Here is a 14781-nt window from a genome sequence, read left to right on the forward strand (position 1 = left end):
AAAGCCGCGCGCCCGGCAGAATGACGTTAGAGCAACGGCGGCGCGCTGGCATGACGCGCGCAAGTCGTGATACGCCTGCGTCACAAACAAAAAACCGCTCTCCCAGCACAAACGAATGATCGTGAGAGGAGGGCCATTTCATGAAAAACAATTTCCGTCACGCCGCAGGTCTGCTGCGAACCAGCGCCGCCGGGCTGTCGCTTTCGCTGGGCCTCGTCGCCGTGCCCGCCATGGCGCAGGACGCCGCGGGCGCCGAAACCGACGACAGCACGATCATCGTCACCGCGACGCGCCGCAGCGAGGCGCTGTCCGATGTGCCGATCGCGGTCTCCGCCGTCACTGGCGACACGCTTGAAAAGACCGGCGCGACCGACGTGCGCGCGCTGGGACAGGTCGCACCGTCGCTGCTCGTGTCGGGCGCGACGAGCGAGGTCAATTTCACCGCGCGCATCCGCGGCATCGGCACGGTCGGCGAAAATCCGGGGCTCGAAAGCTCGGTCGGACTGTTCATCGACGGCGTTTATCGTAGCCGCACGGGCGTCGGCCTGTCCGAGCTCGGCGACATCGAGCGCGTCGAGGTGCTGCGCGGGCCGCAGGGCACGCTTTTCGGGCGCAATTCGACCGCGGGGCTGATCAACATCGTCACCAAGGGGCCGGACCTTTCGGCGTTCGGCGCCAAGGGATCGGTTTCCTATGGCAATTATGATTATTGGCGCGTCGACGGCATGATCAACGCTCCGCTGGGCGACAAGGCGGCGGTACGCGTCGACGGCGTATGGCAGCGGCGCGACGGCTTCATCGACAATGCGACGCCGGGCGAGCCCGACATCAACGACCGCGACCGCTGGCTGGTGAAGGGGCAGATATTGCTCGAACCCGCCGAGAATATCACGCTGCGGCTGATCGCGGATTACTCGAAGCGCGAAGAGAATTGCTGTGGGGGCGTGCTGCTGAACCCCGTGCGCAGCCTGACGCGCGGGCCCGACGGCGCCCCCGTGGCGTCGCCGAACACGTTGTTGCCGCTGCTCCAGTTTCTCGGCGCGAACCATCAGGTCGCGTCGGCGGGCGACAGCTTCGTTCGCCGCCAGTCGACCACCCCGGGCGTCACCTACCGGTCGGATACCAAGGATTGGGGCGTGTCGGGCGAGCTCAACTGGCATTTCGGCGGGGCAACACTGACCTCGATCACCGCCTATCGCGATTACAAGAATGCGCAGGGGCAGGACGCCGATTTCAACGCGCTCGACATATTGCGGCGCACCGACCTCGATCGCCGCTTCCGGCTGTTCACGCAGGAGCTCAGGCTGCAGGGCGAAGCGTTCGACGGGCGACTCGACTGGCTCGTTGGCGGCTATTATGCGAACGAGAAGCTCGATGTCGACGACGACATCGTCTATGGCGCCGACTATCAGCGCTATGCCAACTGCCTCGCCGCGGCGGCGCTCGCGCCGACCTTCCTCAACCCGGCGTCGCCGACCTGTTCGAACCTGCCCGCAGCGAGCTTTCCGGGCTTTCAGGGCATCGCCGCGCTGCTCGGCGCCGCGCCGCTGAACGGCACCGGCAACGATGGATCGACCTTTGCCCAGCGCAGCACCAATTATGCGGTGTTCACGCACAACAGCTTCGACATCGTCGAGGATGCGCTGACGCTGACCGTCGGCGCGCGCTACACGCATGAGAAGAAGACGCTGAGCGGCGACGCGAATTTCACCAACACGCTGTGTCCGGCGATCGTCAATTCGTCCTTGCAAGCGCTGGCGACCCTAGCCTGCGTGATCAACGGCACCGCGCCCGACATCGCCCGCGACGCGCCGGGGACCAAATTCAGCGAAGGCCAGTGGACGGGAACCGCGGTGCTGAGCTGGAAGCCCGCGCCCGAATGGCTGATCTATGCCTCGGCGTCGAAGGGCTACAAGGCGGGCGGCTTCAACCTCGACTATTCGGCGCTCGACCGGCCGTGCAGCACGACCGCGGGATCCGACGCGCAGGATGCCGCCTGCGTCGCGGCGCTCGCGCGGCCGGCGAACACGCCGGGCAACGCGCGGCCCGAAGCGAGCGACCTGCAATTCGCGAGCGAGAAGGTCGATGCCTATGAACTCGGCGTCAAATGGGACGGCCCCGGCGTCGACGTCAATCTCGCGGCTTTTTATCAGGAATATAGCAATTACCAGCTCAACACCTTCAATGGCGTCAATTTCGAGGTCACCAATATCCAGGCGTGCAAGGACGATCTGGGAACCGGGCCGATCGACAACAGCGCCGCGACCGGCGGCTGCGCGTCCGACCGGCTGAAACCCGGCGTCGTCGCCAAGGGGTTCGAGATCGAGACCTTCCTGCGCCCCGCGCGCTATCTTTCGGTCAATATGGGGCTGACCTATGTCGACACCCTATATCGCCGCAACCTCGTCGGCACGGGCGGGCGGGCGCTGTCGCCCGTCCTGTTCCAGTTGCCCGGGCGCGGGGTGTCGAACGCCGCCAAATATGTCGCGACCGCGGGGATCAGCTGGACCCCGCCGATCGGCGACAGCGGGCTGAGCGCGCTCGTCTATCTCGACACGCGCCTGCAAAGCGACACCAACACCGGGTCGGATCTCGACGTCGAAAAGATCCAGGACGGCTTCGCGGTCTTCAACGGCCGGATCGGCCTTTATGGGCGCGACCGGCGCTGGGGGGTCGAACTGTGGGGACAGAATCTGTTCAACAAGCAATATTACCAGATCGGCGCCGACATGCCGCTGCAGGGATCGGGCTCCTTCCGTTCGGTCGCAGCGCCCGCGGCGCTTGGCTTCCCGGCGACCGCAAACCAGCTGTTCGTCGGCTTCCCCGGCGAACCGCGCACCTATGGTGTGACGCTGCGCGGCCAGTTCTGACCGCCTCTCCCCCTCCCCAAAAGCCGGGGAGGGCGTAAGGAGGGCCTGCCGCGGCCGGGCACTGTCGCGACAGGCCCTTTCCTTATGGAGGAGAGGCGGTTTTGGGGTGGGAAGCGGACGTTAGGGCAGTTGCGATAGCGAACGGAGAAGACTCTGCCTCCTTGCAAGTAGCCTGAGTCGCTTCCGACGCGAGAAAAATCCTGCGACACCGAAAAGTGAGCAGAAAATTAGCACGGCTGCCGCTCCCTCAATGACCGCTTCCCTCGCGTCTGGATGCCGGATTGCCAACACGCCGAAAATCCCGATCGAGATCAATGACGATAAAATCCAAAATACGAATAGCCCGCGTTCTGGCATCACCGAGGGAACGGATTGATATGATGGATACTCGGCCATCTCGTGATCCTACACAATCACGGAACGTCCGCAATCGGTCGAAACCGGTCCTAAGCGAACGCCCCGACGCTTTCGATGAACTTGATCACCGAGATCGGTTTCGAGACATAGGCCTCGGCCCCCGCCGCCTTGATCTGCTCCTCGTCGCCCTTCCCTGCATAGGCGGTGACCGCCATGATCGGCACCGCGCGCAGCGTCAGATCGGCCTTCATCTGTCCGATAAGATCGAGCCCGCTGACGTGCGGCAGCTGGATATCCATGATGATCAGGTCGGGAGTAATTTCGCGCGCCTTCGCCAGCGCGTCGCGTCCGTCGCGCACCGGATGCGCGCTGTAGCCATGGGCATTGAGCAGGTCGCAGAAGAGGCGGAGGTTGAGTTCATTATCCTCGACGACCAGGATGGTCTTGCCCATGTGCGTTCCGTTCCCCACCTTGCGTGCGCGGCCCGTTTAGGCGAATCGGCCGCATGACACAATTGCATCACGACGAAGGGATCGGGCTTGCTGGAAGATGATGCGGCGCTGGCGCTTCATGCGCTCGGCTGGATTTTGAGCGACGAACCGCGCGCCGAACGGCTGCTCGCGCTGACTGGCCTCGCGCCCGACGAATTGCGCACCTCGCTGGGCGAGCAGGCGACGCTCGCGGCGATCCTCGCTTTCCTCACCGCCCACGAAAACGACCTTGTCGCCTGCGCAGATGCGATGCAGGTGCCACCCGCCAGCATCGCCGCGGCGGCGCAAAGACTCGAAGGAACCCCCGCATGAACCGCCCGCTCGTCATCACCGATTGCGACGAGGTGCTGATGCACATGGTCGTGCCCTTCGCCGAATGGGTCGACGCCGAACATGGCGTCATCTTTCGCATCGAGGATGCGAGCTTCGCCAATGCGCTGAAGCGCAAGGAATGCGGCACGCCATTGGAGGCGGCCGAGGTATGGCCGCTGCTCGACGGCTTTTTCCGCACCGAAATGACGCGGCAATATCCGATACCCGGCGCGCTCGCGGCAATGGCAGCGATCGGCGCCGAGGCAGATATCGTCGTCCTGACCAATGTCGGTCCCGAGCATCAGCAGGCGCGGATCGACCAGCTCGCGCTCCATGATTTCCGTGCGCCGGTGATCGGCAGCCGCGGCGGCAAGGGCGAGCCGGTGCGCCGCCTGATCGAGCAATATCGACCCTCGGTTGCGGTGTTCATCGACGATCTGGCCGGCCATCACCAGTCGGTCGCGCAAGAGGCGCCCGACGTGTGGCGGCTGCACCTGATCGGCGAGCCGGCGATCGCCGGCAAGATCGGGCCGGCAAAACATGCCCATGCGCGGATCGACGATTGGAAAGAGGCGCAGGGCTGGATATTGGCGCGCCTCGCCGAAAACACCCCCGCCCCGGCCGCCGAGCCGGTTTAAGAAGGAACCACCCCCATGAATATCGCCGCCAAGATCGCCGAACTCGGCCTCGAACTCCCCAAGCCCGCCGCGCCGGTTGCCGCCTATGTGCCCGTCGTCGAGCAGGGCGGCATGCTCTATGTCAGCGGCCAGCTGCCCTTCCGCGACGGACAGGTCGTCACCGGCCGGCTCGGCGACGATATGGATGTTGCAGGCGGGCAGGATGCGGCGCAGCGCGTCGCGCTGATGCTCGTCGCGCAGATCGGGCAGGCCTTGGGTGGCGACTGGTCGCGCGTCGAGCGTGTCGTCAAGCTCGGCGTCTTCGTCAACAGCGCGCCAAGCTTCACCGATCAAGCGAAGGTCGCCAACGGCGCATCGGAGCTGTTCGAAACGCTGTTCGGCGAAGCGGGCCGCCACGCGCGCGCCGCGGTCGGCGTCGCGGTGCTGCCGCTCGGCGCGGCGGTCGAAGCCGACGCGATCGTCGCGGTGAAGCCCGCCTAAGGCACAAGGTGGCCGAAGCCGACCCGCCCGCCCGGACGATTTCGCTCGGAACCGGCGTTGCCGCGATCGACGCGGCGGCGTGGGACGCTCTGGCGGGTGGCGGCAATCCATTTGTCGGCCACGCCTTCCTGTCGCTGCTCGAACAATCGGGCAGCGTCGGGCCGGGCACCGGCTGGCAGCCCGCGCCCTTGCTCGTCGGGGATGCGGCCGGCGCGCTCGTCGCCGCGGCGCCGGCCTACCTCAAATCGCACAGCCAGGGCGAATATGTGTTCGACCATGCCTGGGCCGACGCATGGACGCGCGCGGGCGGCGATTATTATCCCAAGCTGCAGATCGCGGCGCCCTTCACGCCGGTGCCGGGCCCGCGCCTGCTCGCCAAGGACAAGAGCGACGCCTTGCTGCTGCTCCGCGCCGCCGAGGCGGTGGTGCGGCAGAATCAATTGTCGTCGGCGCACGCGACCTTCGTCGCCCCCGAACAGATGCCGTTGTTCGAGGAGGCCGGCTGGCTCGTCCGCCGCGACATCCAGTTCCATTTTGCGAACGCGGACTATGCCAGCTTCGACGATTTCCTCGCCACGCTGAACTCGCAGAAGCGCAAGCAGCTGCGCAAGGAACGAACGCGCGCGGTCGAGGGACTGCGCGTCGAGGAACTGACCGGCGATGCGATCCGCGCCGAGCATTGGGATGCGATGTGGCTCTTCTATCAGGACACTGGCGCGCGCAAATGGGGGCGTCCCTATCTGACGCGCGAAGCGTTCGACCTGATCGGCGAGCGGATGGCCGATCGGATCATCCTGCTTATCGCCTATGACGGCGACGAGCGGCCGGTCGCGGGAGCACTGCACTTCCTTGGCGCCGATACGCTCTATGGCCGCTATTGGGGATGTCTCGCCGAGATACCCTATCTGCATTTCGAGCTATGTTATTATCGCGCGATCGACATTGCGATCGAACGCGGGCTCGCGCGGGTCGAGGCGGGCGCGCAGGGCGGGCATAAACTCGCGCGCGGCTATGGCCCCGTCGCGACCTGGTCGGCGCACTTCATCGCCGATCCGGGCTTTCGCCGAGCAGTCGCCGAGTATCTCGAACAGGAAAGACAGGCCGAAGCGGCCGAGATGGAATGGCTTGAAGGGCAAATGCCCTTCAAGCGGAAGGATTAGGCCGCGAACCGCCGGGCGGCGGGACGGCGCGCCGTCTCGTCGAGCCAGGCGCGCGCCTGGCGCTGTGCCTCGGCGATTTCATCGCGCGACATTTCGCTCGACACGTCTGCGCGGCATTGCTGGCCTTCGACATTGCCGCCAAGCGCGGCGAGGTTGAACCATTTATGCGCCTGGATCAGGTCGACATCGACCCCGCCCGAGCCGGTCGAAAACGCGATACCGAGGTCGAAATAGGCGCCCGCATCGCCGCGCGCTGCGTCGAGCAAGCGGCTCTCGATCAGATATTGGGCAGACTTCAGACTGTTCGCCATGATAACCCCCTTATGCCTCCACCCCACATGGAGACCTCGGGCCCCAAATTTGCGGTTTATGGTCAACAAAGCGTTAACGACGATGTCGTTTTTTGTGGGTATCGTCCAAATTTCCTAGAAATCCTCAGGCTTCCGCGCCGATCAGCCCACCGGAAGATTGTCGATGAGCCGTGTTTTTCCGATACGCGCGGCGGCGAGCAGGCGTGCGGGCTTGCGGAAAACGCTCAATCTTTCGAGGCTGTCAGCGTCGGCGAGCGCGACATAATCGACGCTTTCGAAACCGCCTCCGACGATCGCCGCCTCGGCCTTGGCGAGCGTCTCGGCGACGTCGGCGCCGCCCGCGATCGCCTGCGCCGCGGCGTTCAGTGCGGCGGGAAAGGCGGGCGCCGCCGCGCGCTGCGCATCCGAGAGATAGACGTTGCGCGACGACATCGCGAGACCGTCGGCGTCGCGCGCGATCGGCGCACCCAAAATGTCGATGCCGAAATCGAGGTCGCGCGCCATGCGGCGGATGATCGCAAGCTGTTGCCAGTCCTTTTCGCCGAAGATCGCGACGTCGGGGCGGACCTGGTTGAACAATTTGGCGACGACGGTCGCGACGCCGTCGAAATGGCCGGGCCGCGCGGCGCCGCAATAATCGGCGCCAAGTTCGGCGACCTCGATATGCGTGCTGTGCCCGCCGGGATACATGGTCGCGACGTCAGGCGCCCAGAGCAGGCTCGTCCCCTCCTCGACCAGCAGCGCGGCGTCGCGCGCTTCGTCCCGCGGATAGGCGTCGAAATCCTCGTTCGGGCCGAATTGGGTCGGATTGACGAAGATCGAGACGATGGCGTGGTCGGCGACGCGCCGGCCCATGCGGACGAGCGAGAGATGTCCGTCGTGCAGCGAACCCATGGTCGGCACGAGCGCGACGCTCTTGCCTCCCTGTTTCAGTGCCGTAACGGCACGGTGCAGCATCGCGATGTCACGGATGATTTGCACGGTTCGTCGCCCTCCGATATTGGCGCGACTATATCACTTCGCGCGACGGCCGCCCATGCCGTGCCAACAGGAAAATCGCAACGCTCATGACGACGCCCGCACCGCACCGCATCATCTTTGCCAACGAAAAGGGCGGGACGGGCAAATCGACCTGCGCCGTGCATTTCGCGGTCGCATTGGCGAGCCAGGGGTGGCGCGTCGCGGGCATCGACCTCGACCCGCGCCAGCGCACCTTCCACCGCTATCTCGAAAATCGCGAGAATACCGCAAAGCGCCGCGACATCGCGCTGCCGACCCCGCGCTTCGAGGTGTTCACCGGATCGACGATCGAAGAACTCGACGAGCAGGTCGCGCGGCTGAGCGTCGATGTCGATTATCTGATCGCCGACACGCCGGGGCGCGACGACGTCTTCGCGCGCCACCTTGCGACGAGCGCCGATACGCTCGTCACGCCAATCAACGACAGTTTCATCGATTTCGACCTGATCGGACAGGTCGATCCCGAGACCTTCCAGGTCACCCGGCCGAGCTTTTATTCCGAACTCATCTGGGACACGCGCAAGGCGCGCGCGAAGAGCGACGGGCGGACGATCGACTGGATCATCTTGCGCAACCGCCTCCAGCATGTCGACGCGCACAATATGCGCCGCGTCGGCGAGGCGCTGACCCAGCTGTCGCGCCGCGTCGGGTTTCGCGTCATCCCCGGGCTCGGCGAGCGCGTCATCTATCGCGAGCTTTTCCCGGCTGGCCTCACCCTGCTCGACAAGGCGCATCTCGGCGGCATGGGAATCGGCCACGTCGTCGCGCGGCAGGAACTCCGCGAGGCGATGGGCGGACTGAACCTCCCGGCGCGCGAGCGATTCCATCCGGATGGGGATCTGTTCGCCGCCGCCTGACCCTTTCTCTCCCCAAGAGGATCAAAGATGACGCACAATTTCCACCCGACGATGCTGCGCGAATATGACATTCGCGGCGTCGTTGGCGACACGCTGTCCGACAAGGACGCCTATGCCATCGGGCGCAGCTTCGCGACGCTGATTCGCCGCGCAGGCGGCAAGCGCATCGCGGTCGGCTATGACGGACGCCTCTCGTCCCCGATGCTCGCCGACGCGCTGATCGCCGGGATCAACGCCGCGGGCGTCGATGCGCTCAACGTCGGGCTCGGGCCCACGCCAATGCTCTATTATGCCGCTTCAACCGAAGATGTGGACGGCGGCATACAGATAACCGGCAGCCACAACCCCCCCGACTATAATGGTTTCAAGATGGTGTTTCAGGGGCGTCCCTTCTTTGGCGCCGACATTTTGGCCATCGGCGAAATGGCCGCCGCGGGCGACTGGGATGCGGGCGAAGGCACGTCTGAGAGCATCGACATCGTCGACGCCTATGTCGACCGGCTGGTCGAAGGTTTCGCGGGCGGCGCCTTCCGCATCGGTTGGGACGCCGGCAACGGCGCCGCTGGCACCGTGATCGAGAAGCTGACCGCGCGCCTTCCCGGCGAGCATCACCTGCTGTTTACCGACATCGACGGCCATTTTCCGAACCACCATCCCGACCCGACCGAGGAAAAGAATCTCGCCGATCTCAGGAAGCTCGTCGCCGAGAAGAGTCTCGATTTCGGCGTCGCTTTCGATGGAGACGGCGACCGCATCGGCGCGATCGACGGCGAGGGCCGGGTGATCTGGGGCGACCAGCTGCTGCAAATCTATGCCGCTGCGGTGCTGAAGGATTTGCCCGGCGCAACGGTCATCGCCGACGTGAAGGCGAGCCAGGCGCTGTTCGACCGTGTTGCCGAGCTCGGCGGTGAACCTTTGATGTGGAAGACCGGTCACAGCCTGATCAAAGCAAAGATGAAGGAAACCACGAGCCCGCTGGCAGGCGAGATGAGCGGGCATATCTTCTTTGCCGACCGCTATTATGGTTATGATGACGCGCCCTATGCCGCGGTACGGCTGATCGAGGCGGCGACCAAGCTCGGGCAGAGCGTAACCGCCCTGCGCGGCGATATGGCGCCGATGGTCAACACGCCCGAAATGCGCTTCCAGGTCGACGAGAGCCGCAAGTTCGCCATTGTGGACGAAGTTCTGAACCGGCTCGCCGAATCGGGGGCGAAGGTCGACCGCACCGACGGCGCGCGCGTGCTGACCGACGATGGCTGGTGGCTGCTTCGCGCCTCGAACACGCAGGACGTGCTCGTCGCGCGCGCCGAGGCGAAGGACGAGGCGGCGCTCGCGCGCCTGCTCGCCGCGATCGACGAGCAGCTCGCCTTGTCGGGGATCGTGCGGGGGCCGCAGGCGGCGCATTGAGCGCCGCCGACGATGCCGCCCTTGGTTGTCTTGCAAAAATCTTGCCAGATTGACCTTGGCCGCGTCGCTGGGGTAACGCCGCACGGGAGCTAGAAACGGAACCGACCGACCTATGACCGACGACGAATCCACCGTGGCAACGCTTTCCGAGGGCGATCATGGCGTCACCGAGCATCGCGCGCACGTCCGCGAGGATGCGGCGGCGGGCAACGGTCTTGCGGTCATCTCGATCGCCAAAAGCTATGACAAGCGCGTCGTGCTGTCGGACGTCTCGCTGTCGGTCGGCAAGGGCGAGGTTGTCGGTTTGCTCGGCCCCAACGGCGCTGGCAAGACGACCTGCTTCTATTCGATCATGGGGCTGGTGAAGCCCGACGCCGGGCGCATTATGCTCGACGGCGCCGACATCACCGCGTTGCCGATGTACCGACGCTCGATCCTCGGCCTCGGTTATCTGCCGCAGGAAACCTCGATTTTTCGCGGTATGACGGTCGCGCAGAATATCGAGGCGGTGCTCGAACTCGCCGAGCCCGACAAGATCGCGCGCGAGCGCCGGCTCGAGGAGCTGCTCGACGAATTCGGCCTCACGCGGCTGCGCGATGCCGCCGCGATGGCGCTGTCGGGCGGCGAACGCCGGCGCGCCGAAATCGCGCGCGCGCTCGCCGCCAACCCCTCGATCATCCTGCTCGACGAACCGTTCGCGGGTATCGATCCCTTGTCGATCAGCGATATCCGCGACCTCGTCGCGGACCTCAAGACGCGCGGCATCGGCGTGCTGATCACCGACCATAATGTGCGCGAAACGCTCGACCTCGTCGACCGCGCCTGCATCATCTACGACGGCAAGGTGCTGCTTGCCGGTTCTCCGGCCGAACTCGTCGCCGACCCCGAGGTGCGTCGCCTCTACCTCGGCGAGGGTTTTTCCCTGTGATCGACTAGCCGCCGATGGCGCTCGGTCCGCGTCTCGATCTCCGCCAGTCGCAATCGCTGGTGATGACGCCGCAGCTGCAGCAGGCGATCAAGCTGCTGGCGCTGTCGAACCTCGAACTCGAAGCCTATCTGGCCGAGGCGCTCGAGGGCAATCCGCTGCTCGATACGGCGTCGGCCGACAGCGAGGGCGCCGGCGGCGACGAGCCCGCTGGTGAAGCGCCCGTCGCGGAAGCCGCGTCGCTTGAGGCGGATCGGGCGCTGTCGGCCGATGACGGAAGCGCGAACGACCTCGACGTCGACCTGGCCGAAAGCTTCCACCACGACAGCGCGAGCGACAATGTCGGGCTTTCGGGCAGCGGCGAGGATATCGATTTCGACAGTTTCGCCGAGCATGAGGGGACGCTCCACGACTATCTGCTCGCGCAGGTCGGCGAGCGGTTCGGCGGAATCGAGGCGATCGTCGCAGGGCAGCTGGTCGCGCTGATCGACGAGGCGGGATATCTGCGCGCCGACCTTGCCGAGCTTGCCGCGCAGCTCGGCGTTCCGCTGGCGCTGGTCGAAACGGTGCTGGCGGGCATCCAGTGCTTCGACCCGTCGGGCGTCGGCGCGCGCGACCTCGCCGAATGTATCGCGATTCAGGCGCGCGAGGCCGACCGCTACGACCCCGCGATGGCGACGATGATCGCGCATCTCGATCTGGTCGCCAAGGGCGCTTTCCCGCAATTGAAGCGCATCTGCGGGGTCGATGACGAGGATCTCGCCGACATGATTCGCGAGCTGCGCGGCTATGATCCGCGTCCCGGCCTCAAATTCGGCGGCGAGGGTGCGCCCGCGGTCGTCCCCGACCTCTATATTCGCCAGACCGCGAAGGGTTGGGCGGTCGAGATCAACAATGGCACCCTGCCCCGCCTGCTCGTCAACCGCCGCTATTACACCGAACTCGCGCAGGGCGCGGCGGCGAAGAGCAAGGCGTGGCTGTCCGAGCAGCTCGCGGGCGCCAACTGGCTCGTGCGCGCGCTCGACCAGCGTCAGCGCACGATCGTCAAGGTTGCGAGCGAGATCGTGAAGCAGCAGGAAGGTTTTTTCCTGAACGGTGTCGCGCATATGCGCCCGCTGACGCTGCGTCAGGTCGCCGAGGCGATCGGCATGCACGAATCGACCGTCAGCCGCGTCACCAGCAACAAATATCTGAGCTGTGCGCGCGGCCTCTTCGAACTCAAATATTTCTTCTCGAGCGGAATCGCCGCGACCGGGGGCGACGGTGCGGTATCGGCCGAGGCGGTGAAGAGCCGGATCCGGGCGATGATAGAAGGCGAGGATGCGAGGGCGATCCTCTCCGACGAGACGATCGCGCAGAAACTGTCGGCCGAGGGGCACGACATCGCGCGGCGCACCGTCGTCAAATATCGCGAGGCGATGGGCTATGGCTCGTCGGTGCAAAGACGGCGGCAGAAGGCTTTGGCAGGGTAATTCCATCGCCCCCGCGAAGGCGGGGGCCGTCATCGACCTTGCCCTAGGCTGCCAGCGGCCCCCGCCTTCGCGGGGGCGACGTTTTCTCGTCAGGCGGCGGTTGACTTTTTGCCCGCTTCCCCATAGTTGCGCCGCTTCGCGTAACAACGCCAAGATTTACGGAACAGAACGATGAAGATTCGCAACAGCCTGAAGTCGCTGAAGGACCGCCACCGGGATAACCGCGTGATCCGCCGCCGTGGGCGCACCTATGTGATCAACAAGACCAACCGCCGCTTCAAGGCGCGCCAGGGCTGATGTCCCTGCCGGGGCGTTTGCCGCCCCGCGCGCAATTGCGAGTTAGCGTGACGCCGTCGGATGCTTCCGGCGGCGCTTTCACGTGTCTGGAGTGCCCATGATTCGCCAGAGCGTTATCTTCGACGTCGGCCGCGTCCTGTTCGACTGGGACCTGCGCTTTCTCTTCGCAAAGTTGATCGCCGAGAAGGACGAGCTCGAGTGGTTCGTCACCAACGTCGTCACGCCCGAGTGGCATTTCCAGCACGACGCCGGCCGCCCGCTCGCCGAGATGGTTCCCGAGCTGAAAGCCGAGTTTCCGGCGCATGTTGCACTGATCGACGCCTATGCAACGCGCTTCAACGAAACGATCCCCGGTCCGGTGCCGGGCAGCCTCGACCTGGTCGAGCGGCTCGATGCTGCGGGTGTTCCGCTGTTCGCGATCACCAATTTCGGGCATGAGTTCTGGGAAGGCTTCCGTCCGACCCAGCCGGTGTTCGACCGTTTCCGCGACATCATCGTGTCGGGCACCGAAAAGCTGATGAAGCCCGATCCTGTAATTTACGCGCTCGCGATCGAGCGCTTCGGTATCGACCCCGCGGGCGCGATCTTCATCGACGACAATGCCGCCAATGTCGCGGGCGCCGAATCGGCCGGCATCGCGGGGCATCATTTTCGCGGCGCGATGGAGTTGGAGCGCGACCTCGTCACGCGGGGCTATTTGTCCTGACTACCGCCGGGCGTTCTGGCGAGTGCTTCCTTCGCGAGCGATAGCGCGGTTTCGAGCGCCCGGTCGGCGGGGACCGCGACGTCGGGCCTGACCCCGACATCCTGCCAGTTGGTTCCGGTGATCGGGTTGACCGACCGTTTCTCGGGCAGGCTCAGGGCGAAATGCGGGTGCACGCGGCGATATTCGAACGGGTTGGCGCCGCCCCCCGTGACTTCGCCGACTATCGTCGCGCGTTTCAGGGCCTGAAGGTCGTAAGCGAGCGCCTCGGCGGCCGAGAAGGTGCGCTTGCTGGTCAGGATATAGAGCGGCTTCGTCTCGCCGAACCGGCGCCCTTCGGACGGCGCAGGCGAGACATGGGGCGTCGTCTTGCCGCTCGGACGGTCGAAACTGCCGCTGAGCGGCGACCCCGTGGGAACGAGCTGGCTGACGATCGTGTCGACCGTTTCCATGCCGCCGCCATTGTTGCGCAGATCGATGATCAGCGCGTCGCCTTGTGCCGCAACGGTCATCATCGCGGCAATGACGTCGCCGCCAAGCGCCGGGGGCGGGAAAACGCGGAGGTCGATCAGCATGATATTGCCGTCGAGACGTTCGATTTTCTGCACGCCGTGATTGACGTGTGCGCCATAATAACGCTCGATCTCCGCGTCGAGAAAGGTCTTGTCGCCGCCGTCGGCGGGGATCGGGCTGGCGCTGTAATCGACCGCGAAATGCCCGTCGCCCGAAACCTGCCGTAGCCAGCCCGTCAGCGCTTTGGCGAAGGCGAGGCCGTCGGCGACATCCCTCCATTGCCTCTTCGCCCGATGCAACTCGGCGGCTATCCGCTTCCCCTTGTCGGCGTCGACATAGCGCGTCGCGAGCAAATGAGCGATTTCGTCAATCGTTTGCCCCCGGTCAGCAGCGCTGATCGGTTGCGCCGCGGCGGGCAGCGCGAAGCAAGCGAACGCCAGCAAAAGCAGGGCTCGTATCATGGCAAGCGCTCCTTCCTGATAAGGTCGCCAAACGACTGGCGTTCGAGTTGTTCGAGGGCGGCATCGACGGTCGCGCCCAGAGGTTGCGGCAGCGCCGCGTCGAGCGCGCGCGCGGCACCGGCGGTCGCGGCCCAGATCGCTTCGAGATCGGGTATAATCGCGCGCGCGCCGACGGTGAGGGAAAAACGCCGTTCGCGCCGGTCGCGACCCGGAACCGGTTCGATCAGGCCTTCGCGAACCATCGTCTGCAGCGTCTGGGTGGCGGCGGGCTGGGTGAAGCCAAGCGCGGCGACGCATTCGCCGACCGATGCCGACTCGCGCGCCATGAGCAACCGAAAATAGGGGTAGAAGCGCGGCCGGAAATCGAGGCCCGCGTCGCGATAAGCCTGCTCGACCGCGTCGTCGAGCGCGGCCACCAGCAACCGCAGACGTGTTCCAAGGCCTGACCGATAGTCCATATATAAGGGCTTATATATATTGCCCTCTTCAAGGCAACCCTTGAAA

16 protein-coding genes are annotated in these 14781 nt (G+C 65.3%); 11 read left to right on the top strand and 5 right to left on the bottom strand.

Annotated elements, in window-relative coordinates; translation table 11 throughout:
- Nucleotides 1–140: 140 nt before the first annotated feature.
- Nucleotides 141–2870 (top strand): TonB-dependent receptor, encoded by a 2730-nt coding sequence (locus tag E5675_RS20375; RefSeq protein ID WP_136176110.1) that lies wholly within the window; start codon nucleotides 141–143, stop codon nucleotides 2868–2870.
- A 446-nt stretch (nucleotides 2871–3316) separates the two neighbouring features.
- Here E5675_RS20375 and E5675_RS20380 read toward each other — a convergent pair whose 3' ends face one another.
- Entirely contained in the window at nucleotides 3317–3679 is a 363-nt protein-coding gene (locus tag E5675_RS20380) for a response regulator (protein WP_136176111.1), read from the bottom strand.
- Nucleotides 3680–3766: 87 nt separating this feature from the next.
- Here E5675_RS20380 and E5675_RS20385 point away from each other — a divergent pair, with 87 nt between their 5' ends.
- Genes E5675_RS20385 through E5675_RS20400 form a run of 4 tightly spaced genes read left to right on the top strand, consistent with a single transcriptional unit; the run spans nucleotide 3767 to nucleotide 6308 of the window.
- Nucleotides 3767–4030, top strand: a complete 264-nt coding sequence (locus E5675_RS20385; RefSeq protein WP_136176112.1) for a DUF3572 family protein — start codon at nucleotides 3767–3769, stop codon at nucleotides 4028–4030.
- Nucleotides 4027–4668 carry an HAD family hydrolase gene (locus tag E5675_RS20390; RefSeq protein ID WP_136176113.1) on the top strand — a complete coding sequence of 214 codons (642 nt, stop codon included), beginning with the start codon at nucleotides 4027–4029 and terminating at the stop codon, nucleotides 4666–4668. Before E5675_RS20385 ends, E5675_RS20390 begins: the two co-directional genes overlap by 4 nt.
- Before the next feature lie 15 nt (nucleotides 4669–4683).
- Complete coding sequence (locus E5675_RS20395) at nucleotides 4684–5148, top strand: RidA family protein (protein WP_136176114.1); 465 nt, start codon at nucleotides 4684–4686, stop codon at nucleotides 5146–5148.
- A gap of 8 nt (nucleotides 5149–5156) precedes the next feature.
- A complete protein-coding gene (locus tag E5675_RS20400; protein ID WP_136176115.1) occupies nucleotides 5157–6308 on the top strand; it encodes a GNAT family N-acetyltransferase in 1152 nt (383 codons plus the stop codon).
- Here the strand turns inward: E5675_RS20400 and E5675_RS20405 are convergent.
- Both E5675_RS20405 and panC read right to left on the bottom strand, forming a co-directional pair.
- Nucleotides 6305–6619 carry a sel1 repeat family protein gene (locus tag E5675_RS20405; RefSeq protein ID WP_136176116.1) on the bottom strand — a complete coding sequence of 105 codons (315 nt, stop codon included), beginning with the start codon at nucleotides 6617–6619 and terminating at the stop codon, nucleotides 6305–6307. The two genes, E5675_RS20400 and E5675_RS20405, sit on opposite strands and share 4 nt — an antisense overlap.
- 141 nt (nucleotides 6620–6760) lie before the next feature.
- Nucleotides 6761–7600, bottom strand: coding sequence for a pantoate--beta-alanine ligase (gene panC, locus E5675_RS20410; protein WP_136176117.1), 840 nt, complete (start codon nucleotides 7598–7600; stop codon nucleotides 6761–6763).
- Between the two features lie 86 nt (nucleotides 7601–7686).
- Here panC and E5675_RS20415 point away from each other — a divergent pair, with 86 nt between their 5' ends.
- The 6 genes from E5675_RS20415 to E5675_RS20440 all read left to right on the top strand — a co-directional run bounded on the left by E5675_RS20415 (nucleotide 7687) and on the right by E5675_RS20440 (nucleotide 13306).
- The gene (locus E5675_RS20415; RefSeq protein WP_136176118.1) at nucleotides 7687–8496 is read left to right on the top strand and encodes a division plane positioning ATPase MipZ; all 810 of its coding nucleotides are present in this window, start codon (nucleotides 7687–7689) and stop codon (nucleotides 8494–8496) included.
- Nucleotides 8497–8523: 27 nt separating this feature from the next.
- Nucleotides 8524–9906, top strand: coding sequence for a phosphomannomutase/phosphoglucomutase (locus tag E5675_RS20420; RefSeq protein WP_136176119.1), 1383 nt, complete (start codon nucleotides 8524–8526; stop codon nucleotides 9904–9906).
- Nucleotides 9907–10018: 112 nt separating this feature from the next.
- Entirely contained in the window at nucleotides 10019–10834 is an 816-nt protein-coding gene (lptB, locus tag E5675_RS20425) for an LPS export ABC transporter ATP-binding protein (RefSeq protein WP_037556153.1), read from the top strand.
- Between the two features lie 14 nt (nucleotides 10835–10848).
- Entirely contained in the window at nucleotides 10849–12303 is a 1455-nt protein-coding gene (gene rpoN, locus E5675_RS20430) for an RNA polymerase factor sigma-54 (protein WP_136176120.1), read from the top strand.
- 171 nt (nucleotides 12304–12474) lie between these two features.
- Nucleotides 12475–12600 carry a type B 50S ribosomal protein L36 gene (gene ykgO, locus E5675_RS20435; protein ID WP_003046794.1) on the top strand — a complete coding sequence of 42 codons (126 nt, stop codon included), beginning with the start codon at nucleotides 12475–12477 and terminating at the stop codon, nucleotides 12598–12600.
- Between the two features lie 97 nt (nucleotides 12601–12697).
- Nucleotides 12698–13306 (top strand): HAD family phosphatase, encoded by a 609-nt coding sequence (locus E5675_RS20440; protein ID WP_136176121.1) that lies wholly within the window; start codon nucleotides 12698–12700, stop codon nucleotides 13304–13306.
- Here the strand turns inward: E5675_RS20440 and E5675_RS20445 are convergent.
- Together E5675_RS20445 and E5675_RS21600 are read right to left on the bottom strand one after the other, a co-directional pair.
- Entirely contained in the window at nucleotides 13294–14277 is a 984-nt protein-coding gene (locus tag E5675_RS20445) for a S41 family peptidase (RefSeq protein ID WP_168707946.1), read from the bottom strand. The two genes, E5675_RS20440 and E5675_RS20445, sit on opposite strands and share 13 nt — an antisense overlap.
- A complete protein-coding gene (locus E5675_RS21600) occupies nucleotides 14274–14735 on the bottom strand; it encodes a helix-turn-helix domain-containing protein (RefSeq protein ID WP_168707947.1) in 462 nt (153 codons plus the stop codon). The genes E5675_RS20445 and E5675_RS21600 overlap by 4 nt, the downstream gene beginning before the upstream one ends.
- Between the last annotated feature and the right edge of the window lie 46 nt (nucleotides 14736–14781).

This window comes from Sphingopyxis sp. PAMC25046 (genome assembly GCF_004795895.1).
Classification (GTDB): domain Bacteria; phylum Pseudomonadota; class Alphaproteobacteria; order Sphingomonadales; family Sphingomonadaceae; genus Sphingopyxis.

Coding starts and splice junctions, on each gene's coding strand:
- E5675_RS20375 (WP_136176110.1), top strand. CDS start 141: ATGAAAAACAATTTCCGTCACGCCGCAGGTCTGCTGCGAACCAGCGCC.
- E5675_RS20380 (WP_136176111.1), bottom strand. CDS start 3,679: ATGGGCAAGACCATCCTGGTCGTCGAGGATAATGAACTCAACCTCCGC.
- E5675_RS20390 (WP_136176113.1), top strand. CDS start 4,027: ATGAACCGCCCGCTCGTCATCACCGATTGCGACGAGGTGCTGATGCAC.
- E5675_RS20395 (WP_136176114.1), top strand. CDS start 4,684: ATGAATATCGCCGCCAAGATCGCCGAACTCGGCCTCGAACTCCCCAAG.
- E5675_RS20405 (WP_136176116.1), bottom strand. CDS start 6,619: ATGGCGAACAGTCTGAAGTCTGCCCAATATCTGATCGAGAGCCGCTTG.
- E5675_RS20415 (WP_136176118.1), top strand. CDS start 7,687: ATGACGACGCCCGCACCGCACCGCATCATCTTTGCCAACGAAAAGGGC.
- E5675_RS20420 (WP_136176119.1), top strand. CDS start 8,524: ATGACGCACAATTTCCACCCGACGATGCTGCGCGAATATGACATTCGC.
- lptB (WP_037556153.1), top strand. CDS start 10,019: ATGACCGACGACGAATCCACCGTGGCAACGCTTTCCGAGGGCGATCAT.
- rpoN (WP_136176120.1), top strand. CDS start 10,849: ATGGCGCTCGGTCCGCGTCTCGATCTCCGCCAGTCGCAATCGCTGGTG.
- ykgO (WP_003046794.1), top strand. CDS start 12,475: ATGAAGATTCGCAACAGCCTGAAGTCGCTGAAGGACCGCCACCGGGAT.
- E5675_RS20440 (WP_136176121.1), top strand. CDS start 12,698: ATGATTCGCCAGAGCGTTATCTTCGACGTCGGCCGCGTCCTGTTCGAC.
- E5675_RS20445 (WP_168707946.1), bottom strand. CDS start 14,277: ATGATACGAGCCCTGCTTTTGCTGGCGTTCGCTTGCTTCGCGCTGCCC.
- E5675_RS21600 (WP_168707947.1), bottom strand. CDS start 14,735: ATGGACTATCGGTCAGGCCTTGGAACACGTCTGCGGTTGCTGGTGGCC.